Origin of the sequence: Aminipila sp., assembly GCF_032051575.1 — a bacterium.
Taxonomy (GTDB): Bacteria; Bacillota; Clostridia; order Peptostreptococcales; family Anaerovoracaceae; genus Aminipila.
This window is the reverse complement of the sequence record NZ_DAMBYD010000007.1, coordinates 102,350-127,081: the sequence shown is the minus strand read 5'-3', so window position 1 is coordinate 127,081 and position 24,732 is coordinate 102,350. Positions and strand designations below refer to the sequence as shown.

The window sequence follows — 24,732 nt, the reverse complement described above, 5'->3', positions numbered from 1 at the left end:
GAGAGTAACATGATGTTTAATAAGAAGAGCAAGGATGCGATAGAGGAGGAAACCTCTCAAAAAAAAGAAAAAGTAAAGAAAGCTAAAAAACCAAAACCAACACCTCATGAGAAAGCGATTAAGAACAAGCAAAAGGTGGAGAGGGCAGCCTCAGCAAAAGTAAGAAGGGCAGATGCAAAAGTTAAAAAGGCTGAGCAGGATATAAAAAATAAAGAAAAAGCTGCTGCAAAAAAAATAAAAGACCAAGAGAAAAAAGTTGAAAATAAAATAAAGGCAGAAGAAAAGAAAATTGAAAAACAAGAACAGAAAAAAGAGCAACGGGTAGCTGATAAATTAAAAAAGAAGGACGATAATATAAAGAAAAAAGCCGAAAGGATGCAGCGAAAGGCTGAACTTGCAGCTCGTTCACCATTGCAGAAAAAAGTTGACAGACGGTTAAAGATGAGAAAGTTTTTAGCGATTGTATTGATTTTACTCATTTTAACAGGACTTGTTTTTGCAGGAATTAAGTTCGGTCCGAAACTGATGGAAAAGCTTAATATTCCAGAAATCAATTTTTCACAGATTACAGATAACATAAAATCAAAGATTCCTTTCTTAAATAAAGAAGATTCGGAAGAAGAAAGCACCCAAGGTAAAGAAGCTTCTAAAGAAGAGACTAAAACCAAAGCAGCAAATGCACAAACTACAACAGCGGAAGCAATAACAGATAATAAAACTTTATACATAAGCGGTACTTCTGTATTAAAAGATTTTTATACAGAAGCGTTAGGAGAGTTTCTAGGATTAAGTAAAAAAGAATTAAAAGAACATTCTATCGTTGCATCCACAAACGATGCTTATACTAATCTGATAAATGGGGATCAACAAGTTATTTTCTCCACATTTCCAACAGAGAAGGAAACTAAAATGGCTGAGTTGGCTGGAGTTGATTTACAGCCAATCCCAATTTTAAATGGAGGGTTTGTTTTTTTTGTTCATAAGGATAATCCGGTAAAGAGTTTAACTACGACTCAGTTATATAACATCTATTCAGGTACTATAACGAATTGGAAAGACTTAGGCGGTAAAAATGAACCAATTGTAGCATATCAGCGTACCGATAACTCAGGAAGTCAATTAGGCATGAATAAATATGTTATTAATAAGAATGAGATAATGAAAGCATCAGATCAAATGAAAGTGTCAGATACGAAGGATATCATAAAGGATGTTTCATCCAATACGGGTTCAATTGGCTATTCCTATTATTATTACCTAGCAAAAAATAAAAAAAGTGATGATGTTAAAATAATTGCTGTTAATGGAATCCAGCCAGATAAAAAAACTATTGCAAGTGCAGAATATCCATTGACAACATATACATATGCTATTGTTACAACAGAGGAAAACACGAAGAGTTTAACGGATGTGATAAGTTCTGTTGATGACAAAGTTGATGCAATGAGAGCCACGGAGTCTGTTGAAACAAAGGATGCTACAAGTGATAGCAAAACTACTGATACAGCTGTCAATGCAGAACCTCAGCCCCTGAAACTGAAATTTATTAAATGGATATTAAGTGATGAGGGACAGAAAATGGCAGAACAGAATGGTTTTATAAGGCACGATAATAATAAATAAAGGGGTGACCATATTGTATTCAGTTTATTTTATTTTAAGCCATATACCCTATTTTTTAACAGTACTATTTATTGTCAATATGGTCATTGCATGTACGATTATTTTTTTAGAAAGAAAAAATCCCTCTGCAACATTGGCATGGATTATGATATTATTTTTGCTGCCTGTGGTGGGAATTTTATTTTATTTCCTATTTTCGCAGAACCTTTCTAGAAAAAAGATTTTTAAATTAACACGGTTTGAAGAAGAAGTTATCAACACGTCTCTTCAGACTCAGATTACAGAAATGAAAAATGGGGAATATGTTTTCACTACTGAAGCAGCTAAACGTTGGAAAGACATGATTAGGCTTAATCAGGTATATGGACAGGCTTTCTATACAGAAGACAACAAGGCCACCATTATTACAGATGGGAATCAAATGCTGGATAAGTTGTTAGAAGACATAGAAAATGCGGAGAATACCATTAACATCCAATATTTTATTATAAAGAATGATCCTGTTGGAAGAAAATTAATTGAAGCATTGACAGACAGAGCTAAGCAAGGTATCGAAGTCAGATTACTTATTGATGCAATGGGTGGCAGGCAGTTTTCTAAAAGAACTGCATGCATACGAGCCCTTGTGGAGGCTGGAGGGCGTGTGGCTTTCTTCTTTCCACCTAAGTTTAAACTTATAAATATGAAATTAAATTACCGAAACCATAGAAAGATTGTGGTTATTGATGGAGAAGTTGGCTATATTGGAGGGTTTAATATAGGCAAAGAATATTTAGGAATGAAGAAAAAGTTTGGTTATTGGAGGGATACTCATCTTAGGGTTCTAGGCGGATGTGTTCAAGATATTAATGCCAGATTTTTAATGGATTGGAGATTTGCGTCAAAAGAAGAACTAATTCTCTCTGAAGCATATTATAGTGATATAATAAAGGCAGGCTGTACAGGAGTTCAGATCGTATCTTGCGGACCTGATGAAGGAAAATCACAGATAAAGCGTTGTTACATGAAGATGATTACATCTGCAAGAAAAAATATTTATATTCAGACACCATATTTTGTTCCAGATAATAGTGTATTAGAATCTTTAAAAATGGCTGCACAATCAGGTGTTGATGTAAAAATCATGATTCCAAGTATGCCTGATCATATGTTTGTATATTGGGCAACCTATGCTTATGCAGGAGAATTAATACATTCAGGAGCAAGAGTTTTTGTTTATGATAAAGGATTTCTTCATGCTAAAACTATGGTTGTGGATGGAGAAGTGGCGTCCATAGGTACTGCCAATTTTGACGTTAGAAGTTTTAAATTAAATTTTGAGGCAAATGCCTTCTTATTTGATGAAGGCGAAGCGTATAAAATGGAAGCTATATTTGAAAATGATATGGCTGACTGCCATGAACTTACTAAATCAGTTTATAGAAACAGGGGCCTGGTAATAAAGTTTAAGGAATCAATCGCAAGACTTTTAACTGACATACTGTAAGGCTAAAACTAAAATGATACCCGGAAGCACGGCGCTGCCGGGTATTTAAGTATGATATGTTTATTTAGGAATACAGAGCTTCATTCCTACTCTCAAGTTATATGGATCAATGTCAGGGTTTGCTTCCATAATAGCGTTTAGCGACACCCTGTGCATTTTGGCAATCATGTATAAAGTATCACCTTTTTCTACTGTATATAAAGTACCTTGGCATACTGGGTCTGTAGGCTCCATAGTTTCTAGCTCACCAGGAATGCAGATTTTCATCCCGATTCTTAGATTGTATGGATTCCTAATTTTATTTGCCATCATTAGATCACAAACAGATACGTTATAATTTTTACAAATAGAATAAAGTGTGTCACCAGGTTTGATTGTATAAATTGCCACACAATAACATTTTCTTTTCATATTACTTCAATTCACCCCTTGCGTAATTTCATATACTATATACTATTTGCGTAAACTGTATTTTGTGATAAAATGTTGAAGTATAATTTTGAATTGAATAAATACCTGAAAGGAATGATAATATTTTGAAAAGATTTTTTAATCCAACTTTTTTAGTTTTAATTCTTATAATGGCGGGCATGTCATTTACGAATGGACGTATGTCAAATCCGATAGACTGGTTAATGAGTATGCTGCTTTCTTTGCCAGCCATTATAATAGGTTTGTCTTTCCACGAATTTGGTCATGCAATTGCGGCATATAAGTTAGGTGATATGACGCCCAAATACCAGGGGCGTGTAACTTTAAATCCAGCTGCACATATTGATCCATTTGGATTCTTATGCTTGATGATTGCAGGATTTGGATGGGGTGTACCGGTTCAGATTGATATGAGGAACTTTAAAAATCCCAGAAGGGATGGGTTGATTGTGTCTATTGCAGGGGTAGTGATGAACCTTTTAATTGCAATAGCAGCTGCTGGAATTTTAAAATTATTTACCCAATTTGCAACTACATTTATTTTTTATTCTTATATGGGTGGTGTAGTTCAACAGATACTGGGAAATATTATTTCAATAAATCTGGTACTTATGATTTTTAACTTATTGCCTATCCCGCCGCTTGATGGGTTTGGCATTGTAACAGAACTGTTTAATCTTAGAAGTACAGAATTATATTATAAAATATATGATAAAGGCTTTTTAATTTTAATGGTTCTAATTATATTAGATATAACAGATTTTATACTTACTCCGTTAGTAACCTTATGCTGGCATGTTTTAGTAATGATGTTTAATTTACCGTTATATTAAGAGTGCAAAAATCCTCCTTTGACTTGAGCGTTAGGGAGGATTTTTTTAATTAAAAAATTTCAATCAAAAACCTTTAAATTTCAGTGCATATTAAGGAGTTGTTAGCACTCTGTGTTAGTGAGTGCTAAAAAGGTATTTACTTTTTGATTCCGCAGGTATAAGATAGCAGTATAAGGAAAAAACATTTAAGGGAGGGATAAAAAATGAACTTTGATAAATATACACAAAATGCACAAAGTGCAATCATGGATTGTCAGAATATAGCCATTCAAGAGGGACATCAGCAGCTGGATGGAGAACATTTACATCTAGCTTTGATGCAGCAGCAAGAAGGTCTTATTCCCAAACTGATTAATTATATGGGAGTAAATACTGAGAATGTAGTACGGGATTTAACAGAAGAACTAGAGAAATTACCTAAAGTGGCAGGAGGTAATGACGATATTTATTCAACTAAACGACTTAGTAAACTTTTAATGGAGGCTGAAAAGATTGCTTCTAATTTTAAAGATGAGTATGTAAGTGTCGAGCACATATATTTAGCACTACTGGATGAAAAGCAAACCCCATCTTCAAGAATATTTAAAAAGTATGACATCACAAAGGAAAAATTTTTGCAGAATTTAACTAAGGTAAGAGGAAATCAAAGGGTTACAAGTCAGAACCCTGAAGAAAACTATGAAGCTTTAAGTAAATATGGCAGAGATTTGGTTGAAATGGCAAGAGAAGGAAAGCTGGATCCGGTTATAGGTAGAGATTCCGAAATACGTCATGCCATACAGATATTATCAAGAAGAACCAAAAACAATCCAGTTTTAATTGGTGAACCTGGTGTTGGTAAGACAGCTGTTGTTGAAGGACTGGCACAAAGAATTTTAAATGGTGATGTACCAGAAGGACTTAAAGATAAGACTATTTTTGCCTTAGATATGGGAGCTCTGATTGCAGGGGCAAAATTCAGAGGTGAATTTGAGGAAAGGTTAAAGGCCGTATTGAATGAGGTTGAGAAATCTGAAGGCCGTATCCTATTGTTTATAGATGAAATTCATAACATAGTAGGTGCAGGCAGAACAGAAGGCTCTATGGATGCGGGTAATCTGTTAAAACCAAAACTTGCCAGAGGAGAATTACATTGCATAGGGGCTACGACTTTAGACGAGTATAGAAAATATATTGAAAAGGATGCTGCCCTTGAAAGACGATTCCAGAAGGTGCTGGTAGATCAGCCTACAGTGGAAGACACCATTTCAATTTTGAGAGGTTTGAAGGAACGCTTTGAGATTCATCATGGCGTGAGAATTACAGATGGAGCTTTAATTGCCTGCGCTACACTTTCTGATCGGTATATTAGTGACCGATTTTTACCGGATAAAGCCATTGACCTTATGGATGAAGCGGCCTCTAAAATAAGAACTGAAATTGATAGCTTACCAACTGAATTGGATGAGATCTCCAGAAAGATTATGCAGCTGGAAATTGAAAAACAGGCACTTTCAAAGGAAAAGGATAAGGCATCACAACAGAGGTTAGAGAACTTAGAAAGAGAACTTTCTGAATTAAAAGATGAAAATGCTTCTATGAGAGCACAGTGGGAAACGGAAAAGAAATCAATCACTGATCTAAAGGCGGTAAAACAGCAGGTAGAAGATGTAAAACATCAGATAGAAGATGCAGAAAGGAAGTATGATTTAGAACTTTTAGCAAAATTGAAATATGGTACACTTCCTGAACTTGAGAGAAAGCTTCAGGAGGCTGAAAGTGTGCAGAAAGAAAAAGCAGAAAGAAAGCTTTTGAAGGAAGAAGTCACAGAAGAAGAAATTGCAGAAGTAGTAGCTGGATGGACTGGAATTCCGGTTAGCCGTTTGGTGGAATCTGAACGGGAAAAGCTTTTGAAACTGCCTGAAATTCTTCATAAAAGGGTAATCGGTCAGGAAGAAGCAGTAACGGTGGTGTCAGAGGCTGTTTTACGTGCCAGAGCAGGTCTTAAAGCCGCTAACAGACCAATCGGTTCATTTATCTTTTTAGGACCAACAGGAGTGGGTAAAACTGAACTTGCAAAATCTCTTTCTGAATCGCTATTTGATACTGAGAAAAATATGATTCGTATAGATATGTCTGAATATATGGAAAAACATTCTGTATCAAGACTGGTAGGTGCTCCTCCTGGATATGTAGGCTACGACGAAGGCGGTCAGCTTACTGAGGCAGTCAGAAGAAGACCCTATAGTGTAATTTTGTTTGACGAAATAGAAAAAGCACATCCGGATGTATTCAACATTTTGCTACAACTTCTGGATGATGGACGTTTAACAGATAATCAGGGAAGAACTGTAGACTTTAAAAATACTATAGTTATTATGACTTCCAACATTGGCAGTCCATACTTAATTGACAATATTAAGCAGGATGGAACCATAGACCAGAAAGTAAAGGAACAAGTTTCAGATGAAATGAAGAAATATTTCAAGCCTGAGTTCTTAAACAGAATTGATGATATTGTTGTATTTTCTCCACTTACAGAAAGTCAAATTACTAAGATTATTGATATCTCAATGATTTCACTGAAAGCAAGATTAGGGGAGAAGAATATAGCTATTGAACTTACGGATGCGGCAAAAAAATTAATTGCAAATGAAAGCTATACACCTGCTTATGGTGCAAGACCTGTTAAGAGATACTTACAAAAGTATGTGGAAACGGAAATTGCAGCTATGATTATAAAAGGTCAAATAATGGATGGAAGTAAGATTTTACTTGATTCAGATGGTATAAAGTTACAATTCAAAATTTAGAAATAAAAATTATTTAACAAGCTTTGGGACTATTTAAATGTAAGTAGTAATCGTTACATTAGTAGTACCAAAGCTTTTGTTATTTATGATGATTGATAATCCTTTAATCTTATAATATATAAAATAGAAAATTTTTCTAATATAAAAATAAGCGACTTTTGTTGTAAAAATATAGTAAACGTAGTATAATTCCACAAAAGATTTAAGGATGGGCACAATTTTGATGAAAAAGATAATGAGGATTGCATTATCCTGTTGCTGCTGCTTGATGATTGGATTAAATTCCTGCATGGTGTTTGCAGCCAATGAAAGTAATCCCAATTTAGAATACATAAGGATGAGCAAGGAACTAGCTGATCAGATTGATAAACTACTGGAGCAGGGCAATTTTTTAGAAGATAATACGCTTGCAGTTGAAGTGAATTCCAAGGTGGCTCCAGGCAAAAAACAGGCAGTTGATACAAAATCAAATAGTGTAGCAGCCGATGAATTTGCTGCAGATGCAAATAATTCTAATATTAACCTGTTTTTAACCCAATGCAGCGATTACTTGACTTCAGGAACAACCGGGCAGTTAAAAGGATATAAAAAATCAGATATTGTCTACCTGACTGAGCTTACAGAGTATGTTACAGTACAGGAAGCCCCTGATGTAGTAAAAGCTCGTGAAAAGGCTAAGGAAATTGCAAAAGAAATAAAAAGTCAGACTACTTCAGAAAAGGAAATGGTTCGGCTTGTAAATGAATATATAACAGAAAACACATTATATATTAAAAATTATAATACGGAAACTCAAAAGTGGCTATGGTCTTCTACTGGGCCGATGCTACATGGAGAAGCTGTATGTATGGGATATGCATATGCGTTCAAGAGCATTTTAAATGAGCTGGGTATTCCCACAGAAACCATTATTGGGGAGTCCAGGAATGGTGTTAACCACGCTTGGAGCAGATGTAAGATAGACGGGAAATGGTATTATAACGATATTACTTTTAATGATCCTGTTGGAGGAAAGCCTACTGAAGATTACCTATTGTTAAGTAAAAGTGCATTTTACAAAAAAACCGGACATAAGGCAACTTATGATCTAAATGAAAAAATAGCAGATAATGTTTATAATACGATTTATAGAAACGACCAAGAGTATGAGGCTGGCGTGTTAAAAGATAAAGGGTTATTTATGGGAGATGAAAGAGGATTCCGGCTTGCAGATGGATTAACCAGAGCAGAGATGACGGTCTTACTGACCAGAGTAGCAGGTGGCACTGCTGAACTAGAATCAAAGGGGGATTTTTATTCTCAAAAGTGCGTATTTACCGATGTACCTGCTTGGGCTAAGAAATACGTTGGTTACTGTTATGAAAAAGGGCTTGTGAAGGGAATTGGCAAAGGGTTGTTTGCTTCAAATAATAAAGCCAGCAAGCTGGATTTTTGTACAGTGATGCTTAGGGCAACAGGGGTTACTGAGGGGTATGAATACAAAAACTCAGATGTAAAAGCGGTGGATTTAGGTTATATCAATGAAGGAAGAACTGCTTTTGCAGATTTAAACAGAGCTGATGTAGTACATGTAATATACAATGTAGATACATTAGGCAAGATGTAAGTATAAAAAGTTTGGGGGATAATGATATATTAAAAGCGTGTTGACAAGATATTTTGAATATGCTATAAACTTTATATAAACTGTTTTTGCGACTGACGGAATTTGGTGGATTAAACCACCAGGAAACAGAAACAGATCAAATGCCGACCGTCTGGGCAGTACTGCAATATATGTGGTGCTGCCTTTTTATTTTTTGGCAGCCCGAGGCAGTATAAGCATAATGTTGAAAAGGAGTTGGCAAAATGAAAGAATGGGCAAGTTTTAAAAAAGGCAATTGGAATGAAAAAGTTAATGTAAGAGATTTTATTCAAAAAAATTATATACCCTATGAAGGTGATGAAGAGTTTTTACAAGATCCTACACCACGTACTTTACGAATGAGGGAAAGATTTGAAGAGCTTCTTCGCATTGAACAGCAAAATAAAGGTATATATGCCATTGACACAGATACTGTAATTACTTCTACAGCTTTTAAGCCTGGATATATTTGTAAAGAAGATGAAATTATAGTAGGATTGCAAACTGACGAACCGCTGAAGCGTGCCTGCAATCCATTTGGAGGGATGCGTATGGTGCACAATTCCTGTGAAGAGTATGGTTATAAAGTATCTGAAGAAATAGAAAAACAATTCCGTCAGCATAAAACACACAATGAAGGGGTTTTTGATGCCTATACAGAAGATATTCTTGCAGCAAGAAAGGCGGGCATTATTACAGGGCTTCCAGATGCGTATGGTCGTGGACGTATCATTGGAGATTATAGACGAGTTGCTTTATACGGGATAGACTATTTGATACAAATGAAAAAGTCAGATAAATCAAAGCTGGGGCAAAGTGGTATGACATCAGAAAAAATACGTATCTCAGAAGAACTGGCTGATCAGGTAAAAGCTTTAGAAGACATGAAAATCATGGCATTACAATACGGTTATGATATTTCAGGTCCGGCGAAGACTGCAAGGGAGGCTGTCCAATGGCTATACTTTGGTTATCTAGCAGCTATTAAAGAGCAAAATGGTGCAGCTATGAGTCTTGGCCGAGTTTCAACCTTTCTTGATATTTATTTTGAAAGAGATTTGGCGGAAGGAATTCTTTTAGAGGAAACTGCACAGGAAATCATAGATGATTTTGTAATGAAATTAAGAACGGCAAGACATTTACGTACACCAGAGTACAATGAATTATTTGGTGGGGACCCCATGTGGATTACAGAGGCAATCGGTGGAATTGGTGAAGATGGCAGACACATGGTAACAAAAACCAGTTATCGTATGCTACATACATTATACAATCTTAGACCTAGCGCAGAGCCTAATTTAACCGTTTTATGGTCCCAAAATCTCCCACAGAATTGGAAGAATTATATTGCTAGGGTATCTATCGAAACCGATGCGCTGCAATATGAAAATGACGACATAATGAGACCAATTCATGGGGATGACTATGCGATAGCCTGTTGTGTATCGGCTATGCGTGTAGGCAAAGATATGCAGTTCTTTGGGGCTAGAGCAAATTTGGCTAAATTGATGTTGTATGCAATAAATGGCGGTATAGATGAAATTAAAAAAATACAAGTTGCACCCAAGATGCCTATATGGGAAGAGGAATATCTAGAGTATGATAAGTTAATGGAACGAATGGATTACTATCGACCATGGCTTGCAAAGACCTATGTGGATGCATTGAATATTATTCATGCTATGCACGACAAATATGCATATGAAAAAAGTCAGATGGCATTGCATGACAGTGAAGTCCGTCGTTTGATGGCATTCGGTGTGGCGGGTATGAGCTGCCTGGCTGACTCGCTTTCAGCTGTAAAATATGCTAGGGTTAAATGTGTACGAGATGCTGATAGTGGACTAGTAACAGATTTCCTAGTGGAGGGTGGTTTTCCTATGTTTGGCAATGATGATGACCGAGTTGATGACATTGCCAGTGAACAGGTAGAAAAATTTTATAGGTCTTTATGTGAATATCCTTTATACAGAGATGCAGTGCACACCTTATCTATTTTAACCATAACCTCTAATGTAATGTACGGCAAGAAAACTGGAAATACACCTGATGGAAGGTGTGCAGGAGAACCCCTTGCTCCGGGAGCAAATCCAATGAGCGGTCGTGAAAAGAGCGGAGCTATAGCCAGCTTGAATTCTGTTGCAAAATTGTCTTATGACATATGCCGCGATGGAATTTCAAACACTTTCACTATAGTACCCGATGCACTTGGTAAAGAGGAGGAGGAGCGAATCAGTAAACTGCTTGCTCTTATGACTGGTTATTTTTCACAGGGTGCTCATCATTTAAATGTAAATGTACTCAACAGAGAAGTCCTGATGGAGGCTTATGAACATCCGGAAAAATATCCGAACCTTACTATCCGTGTCTCAGGGTACGCGGTAAATTTCTATAAGTTATCCCGTGAACAACAAAGAGAAGTGATTGCCAGAACATTCCATACTGTAGCTTAAAAGTTCGCAGATAATACATAAAAAACATCATCCCAATAAAAGGATGATGTTTTTTTGACTAAGTTAATATACACTAATGACCGCATTCGTCACTATGCTGATGTTCATGACAAACAGATCCTGTAGATTTTAAATCACCTTTAAGATATCTTTCTACAGCTGTTTGTGCGTTACCAGCTGCACCTACTATAACTTTAATATTTTTTTCATTAAAAATATCAATAGCGCCACCACCCATGCCGCCTGAAATAATAACATTTACTCCTAAATCATTTAAATAATTAGGTAAGAATCCTGGTTTGTGTCCAGGATTAGCTACGGACTGACTTTTAATAATCTGACCATTTTCGCAATCGTAAATAATAAAACTTTCACAATGCCCAAAATGTTCTGTAACCATTTTACCTTCGCTTGCAACTGCAATTTTCATATAAATACCTCCGTGATTTTACAAATTTAAATTAATTATTAATAGATTATATTTCAACTACAGTACCTGTAGCTAAATATTGAATTTTATTCTTCATAATGCCTTTTAAGGTTTTGAAGGCTTCTAAACCAGTGCAGTGACCTGTGAATCTCCCCAAAACATAGCTGTGGTGTTTTGGAAAACTTTCTTTATGGAAGTTGCTGCTGCACAATCCAAATCAATTACACTTTGCCCACTATTAATTGCTTTAACAGCAGTTTTAGTACGCCCAAAAGACATACATACAGTTGTATTTAAGTTGTTTTCGTTTACTGGAATTGCAATTTTCATATATTATCCTCCGGATTTGTATTATTTGTTTCCTTAATATTCTGACCAAATCTGTATTTGTGGCAATGTCCACAAAAATTCTTCTGGTCATTTTCATTACATATCTGGTAGTCGCCGCCCTCAATTTTTAATATACAGCCTTCAATCAAAAATTTTGACATCTTTTTTCGGGCATCATTATATATTCGTTGTACTGTTGTGCGGGCTACATTCATTCTATCAGCACATTCTTCCTGCATAAGCCCTTCAAAATCTATTAATCGAATCGTTTCATATTCCTCAACTGTCATTGTTATTACTTCATTATCAAAAATAGAAGAATTGAGAGGAACAAAAACATTTTTTTCAGGTAAAGAGCATACTTTACGACATTTACGAGGTCTTGGCATATTAATCACCTCCTTTGGATTAATGACATATGTTCATTATATGTATAGTATAACTTGTTTATGACATATGTCAATAACTTTTCATAAATTTATTAAATTGGTCTTTAACATTGAAAAAACATACTAGTATATAGAAAACACAATTGACATATGCCCATAATAAGGTTCCATACAACCTATGCCTAAAGTATTAGTATCATGCAGGAATCATCAGAAGTATCACTAACTCAGCTAGACTTTTATAGAATTTAATATTACACTATATAATATATAAATTTAAAGAAGGGAAAATCTGAAGATGAACATAAATAAGGTTTGGGCCATATATTTTAGTCCCGTTGGAAATACGGAAAAAATAATTTGCGCTATTGCTGATTCCATTGGAGAAATATTGGATGTAAAAGTTAAAAAACTTGACTATACTTTGCCTGTTGCACGAGAAGATAAAAAATCATTCTCAAAATCAGATCTTGTAATTTGGGGCACACCAGTTTATGCGGGTAGAATACCAAATAAATTGTTACCCCATGTGCAGAATAATTTTACTGGAAATGATGCTTTAGCAGTGCCGGTAGTTGTGTTTGGAAATCGTAGTTTTGATGATGCTTTAGTTGAACTTCAAAATGTGTTGGAAAATGACGGGTTCCATACAATTGGGGGAGCTGGGTTTGTTGCACAGCATGCTTTTTCGGACATACTTTCGGTGGGTAGGCCTGATAAATCAGATATGGATAAGGTTCAAGAGTTTTCTGAGAGGATAAGCGAAAAAATCAAGGGGATGGAAGATATTCCACAACCTATTTATTTAAAAGGCAATCATCCTCCAAAGGAGTATTATACGCCTAAAGGACTTGATGGAAAACCAGCCGTTTTCTTAAAAGCAAAGCCTAAGACAAATCTTGAAAAATGTAATAATTGTGGTATTTGTGTTAGCAATTGCCCAATGGGCTCCATTAATAAAGAAAATCCTTCGGAAATAACAGGTGTTTGCATCAAGTGTCATGCATGTATTAAAAAGTGTGGACAGAAGGCTAAATTCTTTGATGACGAAGCCTTTATATCACATAAATTAATGCTTGAACGTGATTTTATACCTAGGAAAGAACCAGAATTGTTTATATAGAATTACATATTGTTACTAACTTTTTAAGTCAGCCTGCTGATGGTATTGTGGACAACAGTTTTCGAACGATTATCCAATATCATCAGTTTTTTTATTAGAAATAATAATTTGTCATAATGGTTTAATCAATTAAGATTGGTGACATAGTCACAGATTACAGTGGAAAATGTGGTTATAATTACCATAGGTTATAATTTAGAAACAGTAAAGTAGGATAAAATATGAGATTCAGTAGATTTATAAAAGATAGTATTAAAAAATTTTCAATTCAAATAGTATTATTGATTTTAATAAGTTTGGCTATGTTACAGTTTCTTGCTGTATCATTTATCAGTTACAATGTATTAAAAGAAGTGGGGGTTAAAAGTGACATAGCTGAATTGTTCTTTTTCAAACTAATTACTATTAATGTAAGTATGACTATATTGTTTGTTTTAATCGTATTCTTAGTGATTAAGATATATAAAAAAATAAATAATTATGCTTTTTACAGTTGCACAACAGGTCTGCCAAACAAGAATTATGTATTAAATAATTTAATTGGTGAAATAACAAGGATTAATGAATTTTCTGCGCTGATTAGTTTAGATATGGATAATTTTAAGGCAGTTAACGATACCCTTGGACATTTAGCAGGGGATGAGCTTTTAAGACAAGTTGGCAGAAGGCTTAAGCAGGTTATTAAACTTCAGGATTGTATTTGCCATATAGGTGGAGATGAATTTTTATTTTTTATAAAGTCAGCTAAAAATGAAGCCGAAGTGGAAAAACTTGCCAATAAAATTATAAATGTATTTACAAAATCATTTGTTATAGATGGGAAAAATGTAGATTATGTTACGGCAAGCATTGGTATAGCATTGATACCTAAGGATGGTGAGGATTTCCAAGGCTTATATAATTGCGCAGACGATGCCATGTATAGTGTGAAAAATTCTGGGAAAAACAGTTACAGATTTTATAATGAAAATATGAATTTACATATATATGAAGAATCAATAAAAAAGAAGAAAATCAAAGAGGGAATAGAAAATAAGGAATTTAAAGTTTATTATCAGCCTAAAATTTCAAAAGAAGGAACTTTAATGGGTGCAGAAGCCTTGGTGAGATGGATTAAAAGCGATGGTAATATACTCCTTCCTTCTGAATTTATTAGTTTTGCAGAAGAAAATGATTTAATTAGTGCCATTAGTAATCTTGTAATTGATGAAGTATGTAATAAATTGCTTTTATGGATAGAAGAGGGATACAAGGACTTTACCATTTCAATAAATATTACAGCAGAACATTTAACAGATGAAAAAAACTGCAAAAATATAATTGAAAGAATAAATTCATTTCACATCCCACCGCAATATATAGAACTTGAAATCACAGAGTCAATGATTATAAAAGATTTTGATGAAGCATTAAAGAATATTCAATTGATTAAAGACTTTGGAATAAAAATTTCTATGGATGATTTTGGCACAGGGTATTCTTCATTAAATTATCTGAGGAAATTACCTATAGACATTGTTAAGATAGATAAATCCTTTATTGATGCTATTAATGAGGAAGAAAAAGACAGAGTGATCATTCAAAATATAATAAACATTTGCCATAGTTTTAAATATGCAGTGGTGGCTGAAGGAGTAGAAGATGAGGAGCAGTTTAAAACACTGAAAAAGATGGAGTGTGATATATTTCAGGGATATTATTTTGGAAAGCCTGTTGATGAAAATGTTTTTGAATCAAGGTTTCTTCACCAGTTAACGTTACATTAAACAGAATAAAATTACTATAGTTGTATAAAAAAGGAGAAATGAACAGATGACTCATAAATTTGATGTTAATAATAGAAATAAATTAGATAGTCCAAAACGGAGACAAATGTTACCAGTTAACAAAGTGGTAACAGAAATTGGATTGAAAGAAACCGATCAAGTAGCCGATATTGGTTGTGGGATTGGGTATTTTTCTATCCCCTTTGCTACAGTAACTAAGTCAAGTGGGCTGGTTTATGCTTTGGATGTTGAAGCTCAAATGCTTGAAGTCATTGACCAAAAAATTGCAGAAGAGAGTTTGTCTAACATTCGAACTGTTTTAACCGAAGAATATGATTTTAAGCTGGAAGAAGAATCTGTCTCCTACGCATTTATGTGTACTGTCCTGCATGAAGTAGTTGATAAAAATAGGTTTATAAATGAGGGTAAGCGAATTTTAACTGAGGGAGGAAAGCTTGCTATTGTTGAATGGGTAAAGTGTGAAAGTGATTGGGGCCCTTCAATTGGCCACAGGTTGGATAGTCTTGATGCACAACAGATTCTTTTAGATTGTGGGTTTAAAGATATATCTAAAGTGAAATTAAACGAACATTTTTATATTTTGAAAGCTACCAAATAAACAATCTATTAAATAGTAAAAAACGGAAACATTAATAGTAGTATAGGGTTAATATATGAAAGGAAGTACGAAAATGGATTTAAAAGAAACGATGAAACAAAAAACATTTGTCATTGTTGGAGATACATTAAACGAAGAAAAATATGCTTACAAGATAAAAGAGCGGATGAAAGAGCGGGTTATAAGGTTTATTGCGTAGGAAAAGAGTTGGAATCAATAAATGATATTCCAGAGGATATTAATGTAATTGATTTATGCATTAATCCAATCAAAGGATTAAGTTTAATGAAAGAATGCAACAAAAAGTTTGAAAATATAGTAATTCAGCCAGGAGCAGAAAGTGAAGAACTTTTTAATTTTCTAAGAAAGAATAAATTGCCGTATATTGAAAGCTGTTTATTAGTAGGGTTAAGTGTATATCGCTAGACTGCAAAGAATTCCATTACCGTTTTAGAGTAAAATACAAGAACCAGAGTAAATGAATGGAACAATAGCAGGATATAATCTCACATGGTTAGTAAGGGGAACCATGTGAGATTATATCCTGTATTTTTATACAATAAAAAACAACTGAATAAAAATCCCTTGAAATGGAAAATAAGTAGGTATATAATAAATAGTTGCAAATGCAAACCATTTGCAATAGTCTAAATTAAATATAAACATAAGTATAAAGGGAGATTGCATGAAAAAGAGAAAAATTGCTATTATTGCAGGATGCTTATTTATTGTTGCAAGTTTATGTATATTGGCTGGCTGTGGCGATAATCAAACTAAAAGTGATAGTAAAGAACAGGCAAAGGCTGCAAAACCAATTGTTGCAGTAACTATAGTTCCAGAAAAGACTTTTGTGGAGGCTGTTTGTGGAGACTTGGCAGAAGTGATTACTATGGTTCCTCCAGGAAGCAGTCCAGAGAACTATGAACCAAAACCTCAGGAAATAGAAAAGTTTTCAAAGGCAAGTGTGTATTTTACCATAGGGGTTCCAACAGAAGAAGCAAATATATTACCTAATGCTGGAGACGTAAAAATCATAGCTCTTCAGGATAAAGTAGCTGAAGTTTACCCTGATAGAACCTTTGAATCAGGAGAAAGGGACCCACATATCTGGCTTTCACCTAAAAGAGCTAAGGTTATGGTGGAGACTATTGCCGATGAAATGGGTAAAATTGATAAGGCAAATGAAAAAATATATGCACAAAATGCAAATAATTATATAAAACAATTAGACAAATTAGATCAGGATATAGCAGCTTCCCTGAATGGTGTGAAGAACCGGAAGTTCCTTGTATATCACCCTGCTTTTGGTTATATTGCAGAGGATTATAACTTGCAAATGTATGCGTTAGAGGAAGAAGGAAAAGAATCTACCATACAGCATTTAAAAGAAATGGTTAATCTTGCCGAAAAAGAGAATATTAAAGTTATTTTTTATCAAGAAGAAATTGATAGCAGTCAGTCGGAGTCTTTTGCAGAAGAAATCGGAGGCAAAACAATGAAATTACAACCTTTAGCGGCGGACTATATTGACAATTTGAAAAATATGGCACAAACAATGGCGGAGGTAATGCAGTGAATCGAGTTGCTGTTAAAATAGAAAATTTATCGGTATATTATGGACAAACACCTGCGATTTCAGGTGTTTGTCTTGATGTTAAAGAAGGAGAGTACCTAGGTATAATAGGACCAAATGGAGGGGGTAAAACGACACTCCTAAAGGCCATATTAGGGATTATACCTATAAATAGCGGGAAAATTGAGATTTATAATGAAAAAATCGGTAGAAATAGAGGAATGATAGGATATGTTCCCCAGTTTGCGGTGATGGACAAGCGTTTTCCTATTTCAGTGCTTGAGGTAGTTTTAACAGGAAGGTTAAAGCAAGGTCTCTCGCCGTTTCTCAAATTTAGTAAGGAAGATAAAGTGAAAGCATATAGAGTGCTGGAACGAGTTAGTATGCAGCATTTAGCAGACAGGCAGGTATCAGAACTTTCAGGCGGAGAATTTCAAAGAATGCTTATTGCAAGAGCTTTGGCCATAGACCCTAAAATCTTAATTCTAGATGAACCTACTGCAAGTGTTGACGTAAAATCAAGGGAACAAATATACAATTTACTTGGAGAATTAAATAAAGATATGACCATTATACTTGTAACACATGATTTACTGGCTGTAGCTTCTCAAGTCAATAAACTGGTATGTCTTAATGAAAAATTAGTATATCATGGAGAACCAGAACTTACAGAGAAAGTTGTTACAACTCTTTATGGATGCCCAGTAGATTTAATCGCCCACGGTGTTCCACATAGAGTGCTAAAACATCATGAGGAGGTAGAACAACTTGATTAAAGCTATAATTGAATATCAATTTTTACAAAATGCTGTTTTGGCAGGTTTTCTTGCAAGCATAGTCTGCGGCATCATTGGAGTGATTATTGTGGAAAAAAAATTGGTGATGATGAGCGGGGGAATCGCCCATACTTCTTACGGGGGCGTAGGGCTTGGGTATCTCTTAGGATTTGAACCTATATTAGGAGCTTTTATTTTTTCTATAGGAGCTGCATTAGGTATAGGTTTTATTAAAAGAAAGGGTGGTGCGCGCACAGATGTAGTCATAGCGTTATTCTGGTCTTTGGGAATGGCTTTGGGAATCTTGTTTATATCTCTTATGAAAGGATATCCACCAGATATGACTTCTTACCTTTTCGGTAATATTTTATCTGTCACCAAATCAGACCTTTATTTTATGGTGGTACTTACAACTGTAGTAGCATTTACTATTATTGCCTTATTCCATGATTGGAAGGCATATATGTTTGATGATGAGTTTGCTTCGATTATAGGTATAAAGACTGCATTCCTTGAATATTTGCTTTTGCTGCTTGTGGCTATGACAGTTGTGGTTCTTATTCGTGTTGTGGGTATTATTTTAGTATTGTCTTTATTAACGGCTCCTGCTGCGGTGTCAGAAAACTTTTCTAATAAATTAAAAGGTAGAATCATATATGCGGTCATTTTTGGAAATATTTTTTGCTTTGCAGGCTTATGGATTTCATACATTACGAATATGGCTTCAGGGGCTTCTATAGTAATTTTATCTGTTTTATGTTACCTGTTATGCTATGGTGTACGCTTTGCAAATAACAGGCGAAAAATAAATAAAATAGAAAATGTAGAAGCAAATTAAGATAGTGGAGAACGAATGATGAAAAATAATACAATATATGAAAATATATTAAAAGATTGTGGCTTGAAAAGTACAAAGCACAGAACAACAATTTTAGAGTTTTTAGAAATTGCTAACCAGCCTGTTACTGCAGAGCAGATCTATCATGAACTAAAAGAAAAAAACATTTCTATTAATTTGTCTACAGTTTATAGGACGCTGGAAACATTAAGTGATAAGGAATTAGTTCTAAGGCATAGTGTTACCAACGAAAGTAAAGCTTTATTTGAATACAACAACAGAGTTCATAAGCATTACCTTGTATGTATAGGCTGCAAAAAAATTCTGTCCATAGAAAACTGTCCTTTATGCGAATATGAAAAATTACTTGAAAGGCAAACCGATTTTATAATAACAGGACATAAGCTGGATATGTATGGATACTGTCCTGAGTGTCAGCAAAAAGGGCTAATGGGAGAAAAATATAACTAGTTTTAGTATAATAAGGAGGTTTGTACTATGGAAAAGGGATATGTTCATATTTATACTGGAAACGGAAAAGGAAAAACTACGGCGGCCTTCGGGTTGGCTTTAAGGGCGGCAATGTCGGGGAAAAGGGTGTACATAGGTCAATTTATTAAAGGCATGGCTTATGAGGAAACAAAGTGTGCAGAATTTATACCAGGAATTAAGATCGAACAGTATGGTACAGGCTGTTTTCTTGACAGAAAACCTGATGGGGCAGATATGAAACGTGCGGAAACAGGTTTGGAACGCTGCAGAGAAGCACTTTCAAATGGAAAGTATGATGTGGTCATAATGGATGAAATCACTATTGCTATATACTTTAATTTACTTACGGATGAGCAGGTAATATCAATGATCCAACAAAAAAGTGAAGAGGTAGAGGTCATTCTTACAGGAAGGTATGCTTCAGATAGCCTAATAGAAATGGCTGACCTGGTAAGTGAGATCACAGAAATAAAGCATTATTATAAGAATGGGGTCCTTTCTCGCAAGGGCATTGATTGTTAAATCTAGTAAATACATCAAAGAATGAAACTGAAACTGTTGAGGTAGAATAAACCACTTAAAGATACTTAATCTAGTTTATGGATGTGATAATGTCACAGATAATAAAAGTAATATTGATATACTTATTAATTAGGTAAGATAAATTATTTGATAAACTGGAGGAGTTAATTTTGAAAAAGATTTTGGAATGGTGGAAAAAATATTCGTTTATTATATTGCTTGGTTTTATAGTTTTAAGCTTATTTGATTTAAGATTTGCTATAGTAGCAATTAGTTGTATGGCTGCACCAATTATTGTTGCTCTTTTTAAAGGCAGGTATTGGTGTGGTAATATATGCCCAAGAGGAAATTTTTATGATACCGTAGTTTCTAAATTTAGTAAGAAGCGAAAAGTGCCTAAAATATTTAAATCTTATTTTTTTAGATTTGCGATATTAATCTTAATGATGACTATGTTTACAATGGGAATTAGGCAGAACTGGGGCAATCTTTATGGAATCGGTTTTGTTTTCTATAGAATAATCGTTATAACAACCATAATAGGGATAATACTTTCTTTATTTTACAATCATAGGACCTGGTGTCATTTCTGCCCCATGGGCACTCTTGCATCGGTAATATCTAAAATCAAGAAAAATAAAAATGTATTGAATGTATCTTCTCATTGTGTTTCATGTAAAATATGTGAAAAGCATTGTTCATTAGGAATAATTCCATATGAATATAAAGGAGATATTTTAAGTCATCCAGATTGTATTCAATGTGGAAAATGTATAGAGGTGTGTCCTAAAGATTCAATAGGGTATACGAGTTTAGAAGGATAGTTTTTAAGCCACTCAAATGAGTGGCTTTTGCTTTAATCTTTATGAAATTAATTGTTCTGCTTTCCGTTTGTTGTAGTTTGCAATTTGTGCTGTAGTAATTGCCAGCATTTTAGGAGGTTCTGATGCAGGTTTACAAATGTGATATCCTTGTAAGTAATCCACTCCGATATCTATCAATGCAAACATGTCTTCAGGTTTTTCAATACCTTCAGCGATAACTGATATATTTCGCTGGTGTGCAAAGGAAACAATACTTTCGACCAGCTTGTGTCTATTATTGTCTTTATATAGGTTTTGAGTGATAGATATATCTATCTTTAAATATTTTGGTGAAATAATATTAAAGGAATCCTCATCATATGAACTTGTACCGTAATCATCCACTGCGATTTCACCACCCCAGTTACGAATAAAATCTAATTTAGCTTTTGTATAATCTAGATTTCCATGATCATTATCATTAATTTCTACCACCACTTGTTTTAGAAGATGACAGAAATTCCTTTCAAGGGTATTCTTGTCTTCTGTGTCAAGAATTTGATCAGAGATAGAATTTATAAATAATTTGATGGATGGCAGTGCATTTAATTGCTCAAAGGCAGTAAGTGATTCATGCCAGGTTAGTCTTTCTATTTCATAAAGCTCGACTCTTGATTTTGCAAGCTCAAATAGCTGTTTTGGATTCTTTATAGAAGGATGTTTTGATTTAATCAAAGCTTCATAAGCAAAAATTACTCCTGTTTTTGCACTGACAATGGGCTGAAAAGTATATTCAAACATCCTGTTTTTTATAAATTCTTCCAGATAAACAGACAGACCAGTTAAATAGGAATCCTTTTCATAGGAATTAAGCACAAACTCAGCAAAGGAGCCTTTTGTAGTTTTCTTTACAGAATACATGGCAAAGTCGGCGTATTTGATAAGCTGGCTATAAGATGTTGTATCATCTGGGTACCATGCAACCCCCATTGAGGCACTTAAATGTGTAATGGTATCCGGTAAATTAAAAGCCTTGTTGTTAATAGATATGTTTAATTTTATAATTTCAGCTCTAATTTGTTCTTTTGACTGGTAACCATACATAAATACAGCAAACTCATCCCCGCCTTGTCTTGAGATAACCGAGTTATTCGGACATGTTACGGTTAGTACATTGGCCATAGAACGGATATATTCATCTCCGTAATCATGACCATAGGTATCGTTAATAAATTTTAAATTATCTAAATCAATAGACACCATAGCTCCAATAGAAACAAATTCTGGATTAGAGAAAGATTGCTGGACATTAGCTTGGAAAGCTCTGCGATTTAAAAGACTAGTAAGAACATCATAGTCACGTTCAAACTCCATTTTTGTTTTTCTCAGCATTTCCTCTGTGATATCTTCAACAAGTCCTAATTCCTTATTATCTCCTTGTATAGTGGTAATCCGAATCCATTTTGAAGAGTTATTACTTCGCTCAACATGAAAAACACTACTATTTTTTGTGGATTGGTTAGTAACCAGATAACGTTCAAATTTAGACATTTTTGCTCTGAATACATTGGCAGGAATAAATCCTGTTTTATAAAGGGCAGCATCCGGCTCTTCTAGAATGGGGAAAAGGTGCTTCGTGATGTACACTGTATCTGCTTCTTTATAGATTTCAAAAATTGCCATGGCTCTTCCCGCTACATCTAAAACATTGGACATCTTAGAAGCAGTGTCTGCTGAAGTTGAACTAAGAATTTCAATTGTTTTGGCCAGTAGATCTAATTCTCTAATATTTGTCTTTCTCAATGTGACTGGATGCATGGGGTCAATATCAATCACAGCTCGGATTAATTCCTTTATAGGAGATGTAAATATTTTAATGATGGTTAAGGCCACAATAACACCAGATACAGAAGCTGCCATAATGGCTGTACCTATGAGATTACTTATATAAAAGGAACACATAAAAACTACAGCTTCGACAATAATAAGAAGAAACAGAAATAACAGTAATTTTACAGTAATAGAGTGGAAATCAAAGTGATTTGCTGCTCTCTCTAATTTTGTATTTTTATTAGCTTCTTTTGAATTCATAGTATATACCTTTTATTATAATTTATTTTTACAAACTAGCATTTGAGAATATTTTAATTTATAATTATACCACAAACTACTCGATTTATCTAAAGAAGTAATAAAAAATTAATAAATTCATATAAATAGTTTGACATTAAGACGAATTAAAAATATAATGAAATGATTGTATATCGCAGTTTGCGATAAATTACGAAATGAGGAAATGAATGGAAAATTTAAATTTTAAAGAATTAAACTTATCAGATGCAATGAAAAAAGCATTGGATTTTATGGGATTTGAGGAGGCAACTCCAATACAGTCAAAGGCTATTCCTGTGGTAATGGAAGGCCGTGACGTTATTGGACAGGCACAGACTGGAACTGGAAAGACTTGTGCCTTTGGAGTTCCTGCAGTTGAGATGATTGACTCAAAGCAACAGGGGGTACAAGTACTTGTGTTATGCCCAACTAGAGAACTTGCAATTCAAGTATCTGAAGAGTTTAGAAGTCTTTGCAAGTATAAAAAAGGGATTAAATCCCTAGCTATATATGGCGGGCAGTCTATTGACAGACAGATTATTGCATTAAAGGGTAAGCCGCAAGTGATTATAGGTACGCCAGGACGAATTATGGATCACATGCGTAGACATACATTGAAATTTCAGAACTTGAAAATGGTAGTACTGGATGAAGCTGATGAAATGCTGAATATGGGGTTTAGAGAGGATATTGATACAATCTTTGCTGAACTTCCAACTGAAAGACAGACTATGCTTTTTTCAGCAACTATGCCAAAAGGCATCTTAGAGATTGCTAATTTATATATGAACAATCCTGAGCATGTGGTGACATTACAGAAAGAAGTTACTATCAACACAATAGAGCAGTATTATATTGAGGTTCGGGAAAATTCAAAATTAGAGTTACTTTGCAGATTAGTGGATGCTAGAAACATTAAGCTGGCAATTGTTTTCTGTAACACAAAATGGAAGGTAGATGAACTATGTACTTCCCTTCAGGCTAGAGGATATTCGTCTGAAGCATTACATGGTGATATGAAACAACGTGAACGTGACCGTGTAATGAATAAATTCAGAAAAGGCCAGGTTGAGCTGCTTATAGCTACGGATGTTGCAGCAAGAGGTATTGACGTAAATGATGTAGAGGCTGTATTTAACTATGATATTCCAAGTGATGCAGAATACTATGTTCATAGAATTGGAAGAACAGGAAGAGCTGGAAAGAAGGGTGTTTCCTATTCGTTTGTATTTGGCAGGGATATTTATAAGCTTAGAGATATAGAAAGATATACAAAGTCAAGAATTACGAGGGCTAATCCACCTAGCATTTCAAGCATTGAAACTATGAAGCTTCAGTCTGCTACTGAAGAAGTAATAGCGGCACTAGCTGCAGGAGGTTATTCTAAATACACAGAAGCTATTGAAAGAATTCTTGAAGAATCTGATGATATTACAACTCTTGACATTGCCGCAGCTTTGTTTAAAATGAAGTTTAGCGAATTAGATAACAGAAACTATGCAGAATCAGACCTGGATAATGATTTTACCATAAATAAGCGCGATAAATTTAGCGATATGGTAAAAAACAAAGATGGCAACAGGCAGAGGAGCAAAAGCGGATACGGCGGAGACAGAAATAGAAACAGAGATCGAAAGAACGATTCTAGCAGGAATAAAGACGGATCGGGAAGAGATGGAAGAAGCAGATCTTATAGTAAAAAAAGTAAGTAATTAT

General features: G+C 34.5%; 23 protein-coding genes and 1 riboswitch. Of the genes, 18 read left to right on the top strand and 5 right to left on the bottom strand.

What is annotated here, in order from left to right; all coding sequences use genetic code 11:
* Window positions 1-12: 12 nt before the first annotated feature.
* Both RTW14_RS11175 and cls read left to right on the top strand, forming a co-directional pair.
* Window positions 13-1,623, top strand: coding sequence for a PstS family phosphate ABC transporter substrate-binding protein (locus tag RTW14_RS11175; RefSeq protein WP_312651139.1), 1,611 nt, complete (start codon window positions 13-15; stop codon window positions 1,621-1,623).
* A gap of 13 nt (window positions 1,624-1,636) precedes the next feature.
* Window positions 1,637-3,109, top strand: a complete 1,473-nt coding sequence (cls, locus tag RTW14_RS11170; RefSeq protein ID WP_312651136.1) for a cardiolipin synthase — start codon at window positions 1,637-1,639, stop codon at window positions 3,107-3,109.
* A gap of 60 nt (window positions 3,110-3,169) precedes the next feature.
* Here the strand turns inward: cls and RTW14_RS11165 are convergent, their stop codons facing one another.
* Entirely contained in the window at window positions 3,170-3,520 is a 351-nt protein-coding gene (locus RTW14_RS11165; protein ID WP_312651133.1) for a LysM peptidoglycan-binding domain-containing protein, read from the bottom strand.
* 125 nt (window positions 3,521-3,645) lie between these two features.
* Between RTW14_RS11165 and RTW14_RS11160 the strand changes: the two genes are divergently transcribed.
* The 4 genes from RTW14_RS11160 to pflB all read left to right on the top strand — a co-directional run bounded on the left by RTW14_RS11160 (window position 3,646) and on the right by pflB (window position 11,243).
* A complete protein-coding gene (locus RTW14_RS11160; RefSeq protein ID WP_312651130.1) occupies window positions 3,646-4,374 on the top strand; it encodes a site-2 protease family protein in 729 nt (242 codons plus the stop codon).
* Window positions 4,375-4,577: 203 nt separating this feature from the next.
* Entirely contained in the window at window positions 4,578-7,166 is a 2,589-nt protein-coding gene (clpB, locus tag RTW14_RS11155) for an ATP-dependent chaperone ClpB (RefSeq protein WP_312651127.1), read from the top strand.
* Between the two features lie 223 nt (window positions 7,167-7,389).
* Window positions 7,390-8,772: a transglutaminase domain-containing protein gene (locus RTW14_RS11150; RefSeq protein ID WP_312651124.1), complete on the top strand. Its 1,383-nt coding sequence runs from the start codon at window positions 7,390-7,392 to the stop codon at window positions 8,770-8,772.
* Window positions 8,773-8,850: 78 nt separating this feature from the next.
* Window positions 8,851-8,936, top strand: a riboswitch (ZMP/ZTP riboswitch).
* Window positions 8,937-9,014: 78 nt separating this feature from the next.
* Window positions 9,015-11,243, top strand: coding sequence for a formate C-acetyltransferase (pflB, locus tag RTW14_RS11145; RefSeq protein ID WP_312651121.1), 2,229 nt, complete (start codon window positions 9,015-9,017; stop codon window positions 11,241-11,243).
* Window positions 11,244-11,316: 73 nt separating this feature from the next.
* On the opposite strand, the gene RTW14_RS11140 is transcribed toward pflB, so the two are convergent.
* The 3 genes from RTW14_RS11140 to RTW14_RS11130 form a co-directional block, all read right to left on the bottom strand.
* Complete coding sequence (locus tag RTW14_RS11140) at window positions 11,317-11,673, bottom strand: NifB/NifX family molybdenum-iron cluster-binding protein (RefSeq protein ID WP_312651118.1); 357 nt, start codon at window positions 11,671-11,673, stop codon at window positions 11,317-11,319.
* Between the two features lie 123 nt (window positions 11,674-11,796).
* Window positions 11,797-12,003, bottom strand: a complete 207-nt coding sequence (locus tag RTW14_RS11135; protein ID WP_312651114.1) for a hypothetical protein — start codon at window positions 12,001-12,003, stop codon at window positions 11,797-11,799.
* A complete protein-coding gene (locus RTW14_RS11130; RefSeq protein WP_312651111.1) occupies window positions 12,000-12,392 on the bottom strand; it encodes a DUF134 domain-containing protein in 393 nt (130 codons plus the stop codon). The genes RTW14_RS11135 and RTW14_RS11130 overlap by 4 nt, the downstream gene beginning before the upstream one ends.
* A gap of 298 nt (window positions 12,393-12,690) precedes the next feature.
* On the opposite strand from RTW14_RS11130, the gene RTW14_RS11125 reads away from it, so the two are divergent.
* The 11 genes from RTW14_RS11125 to RTW14_RS11075 all read left to right on the top strand — a co-directional run bounded on the left by RTW14_RS11125 (window position 12,691) and on the right by RTW14_RS11075 (window position 20,925).
* Window positions 12,691-13,515: an EFR1 family ferrodoxin gene (locus RTW14_RS11125; protein WP_312651109.1), complete on the top strand. Its 825-nt coding sequence runs from the start codon at window positions 12,691-12,693 to the stop codon at window positions 13,513-13,515.
* A 221-nt stretch (window positions 13,516-13,736) separates the two neighbouring features.
* Window positions 13,737-15,281 carry a putative bifunctional diguanylate cyclase/phosphodiesterase gene (locus RTW14_RS11120; RefSeq protein WP_312651106.1) on the top strand — a complete coding sequence of 515 codons (1,545 nt, stop codon included), beginning with the start codon at window positions 13,737-13,739 and terminating at the stop codon, window positions 15,279-15,281.
* 46 nt (window positions 15,282-15,327) lie between these two features.
* Window positions 15,328-15,900 (top strand): class I SAM-dependent methyltransferase, encoded by a 573-nt coding sequence (locus tag RTW14_RS11115; protein WP_312651104.1) that lies wholly within the window; start codon window positions 15,328-15,330, stop codon window positions 15,898-15,900.
* A 73-nt stretch (window positions 15,901-15,973) separates the two neighbouring features.
* Window positions 15,974-16,099, top strand: coding sequence for a hypothetical protein (locus tag RTW14_RS11110; RefSeq protein WP_312651101.1), 126 nt, complete (start codon window positions 15,974-15,976; stop codon window positions 16,097-16,099).
* A gap of 8 nt (window positions 16,100-16,107) precedes the next feature.
* Window positions 16,108-16,326, top strand: a complete 219-nt coding sequence (locus tag RTW14_RS11105; protein ID WP_312651099.1) for a CoA-binding protein — start codon at window positions 16,108-16,110, stop codon at window positions 16,324-16,326.
* Between the two features lie 259 nt (window positions 16,327-16,585).
* The gene (locus tag RTW14_RS11100) at window positions 16,586-17,476 is read left to right on the top strand and encodes a metal ABC transporter solute-binding protein, Zn/Mn family (RefSeq protein WP_312651098.1); all 891 of its coding nucleotides are present in this window, start codon (window positions 16,586-16,588) and stop codon (window positions 17,474-17,476) included.
* A complete protein-coding gene (locus tag RTW14_RS11095; RefSeq protein ID WP_312651096.1) occupies window positions 17,473-18,249 on the top strand; it encodes a metal ABC transporter ATP-binding protein in 777 nt (258 codons plus the stop codon). Before RTW14_RS11100 ends, RTW14_RS11095 begins: the two co-directional genes overlap by 4 nt.
* Window positions 18,242-19,087 carry a metal ABC transporter permease gene (locus tag RTW14_RS11090; protein ID WP_312651094.1) on the top strand — a complete coding sequence of 282 codons (846 nt, stop codon included), beginning with the start codon at window positions 18,242-18,244 and terminating at the stop codon, window positions 19,085-19,087. Before RTW14_RS11095 ends, RTW14_RS11090 begins: the two co-directional genes overlap by 8 nt.
* Window positions 19,088-19,105: 18 nt before the next feature.
* A complete protein-coding gene (locus RTW14_RS11085) occupies window positions 19,106-19,558 on the top strand; it encodes a Fur family transcriptional regulator (protein WP_312651090.1) in 453 nt (150 codons plus the stop codon).
* Window positions 19,559-19,585: 27 nt separating this feature from the next.
* Window positions 19,586-20,101 carry a cob(I)yrinic acid a,c-diamide adenosyltransferase gene (locus RTW14_RS11080; RefSeq protein ID WP_312651086.1) on the top strand — a complete coding sequence of 172 codons (516 nt, stop codon included), beginning with the start codon at window positions 19,586-19,588 and terminating at the stop codon, window positions 20,099-20,101.
* A 170-nt stretch (window positions 20,102-20,271) separates the two neighbouring features.
* Window positions 20,272-20,925 (top strand): 4Fe-4S binding protein, encoded by a 654-nt coding sequence (locus RTW14_RS11075; protein ID WP_312651083.1) that lies wholly within the window; start codon window positions 20,272-20,274, stop codon window positions 20,923-20,925.
* A 39-nt stretch (window positions 20,926-20,964) separates the two neighbouring features.
* Here RTW14_RS11075 and RTW14_RS11070 read toward each other — a convergent pair whose 3' ends face one another.
* Window positions 20,965-22,995 (bottom strand): EAL domain-containing protein, encoded by a 2,031-nt coding sequence (locus RTW14_RS11070; protein WP_312651079.1) that lies wholly within the window; start codon window positions 22,993-22,995, stop codon window positions 20,965-20,967.
* Window positions 22,996-23,204: 209 nt separating this feature from the next.
* On the opposite strand from RTW14_RS11070, the gene RTW14_RS11065 reads away from it, so the two are divergent.
* Window positions 23,205-24,728: a DEAD/DEAH box helicase gene (locus tag RTW14_RS11065; protein ID WP_312651076.1), complete on the top strand. Its 1,524-nt coding sequence runs from the start codon at window positions 23,205-23,207 to the stop codon at window positions 24,726-24,728.
* Window positions 24,729-24,732 lie beyond the last annotated feature (4 nt).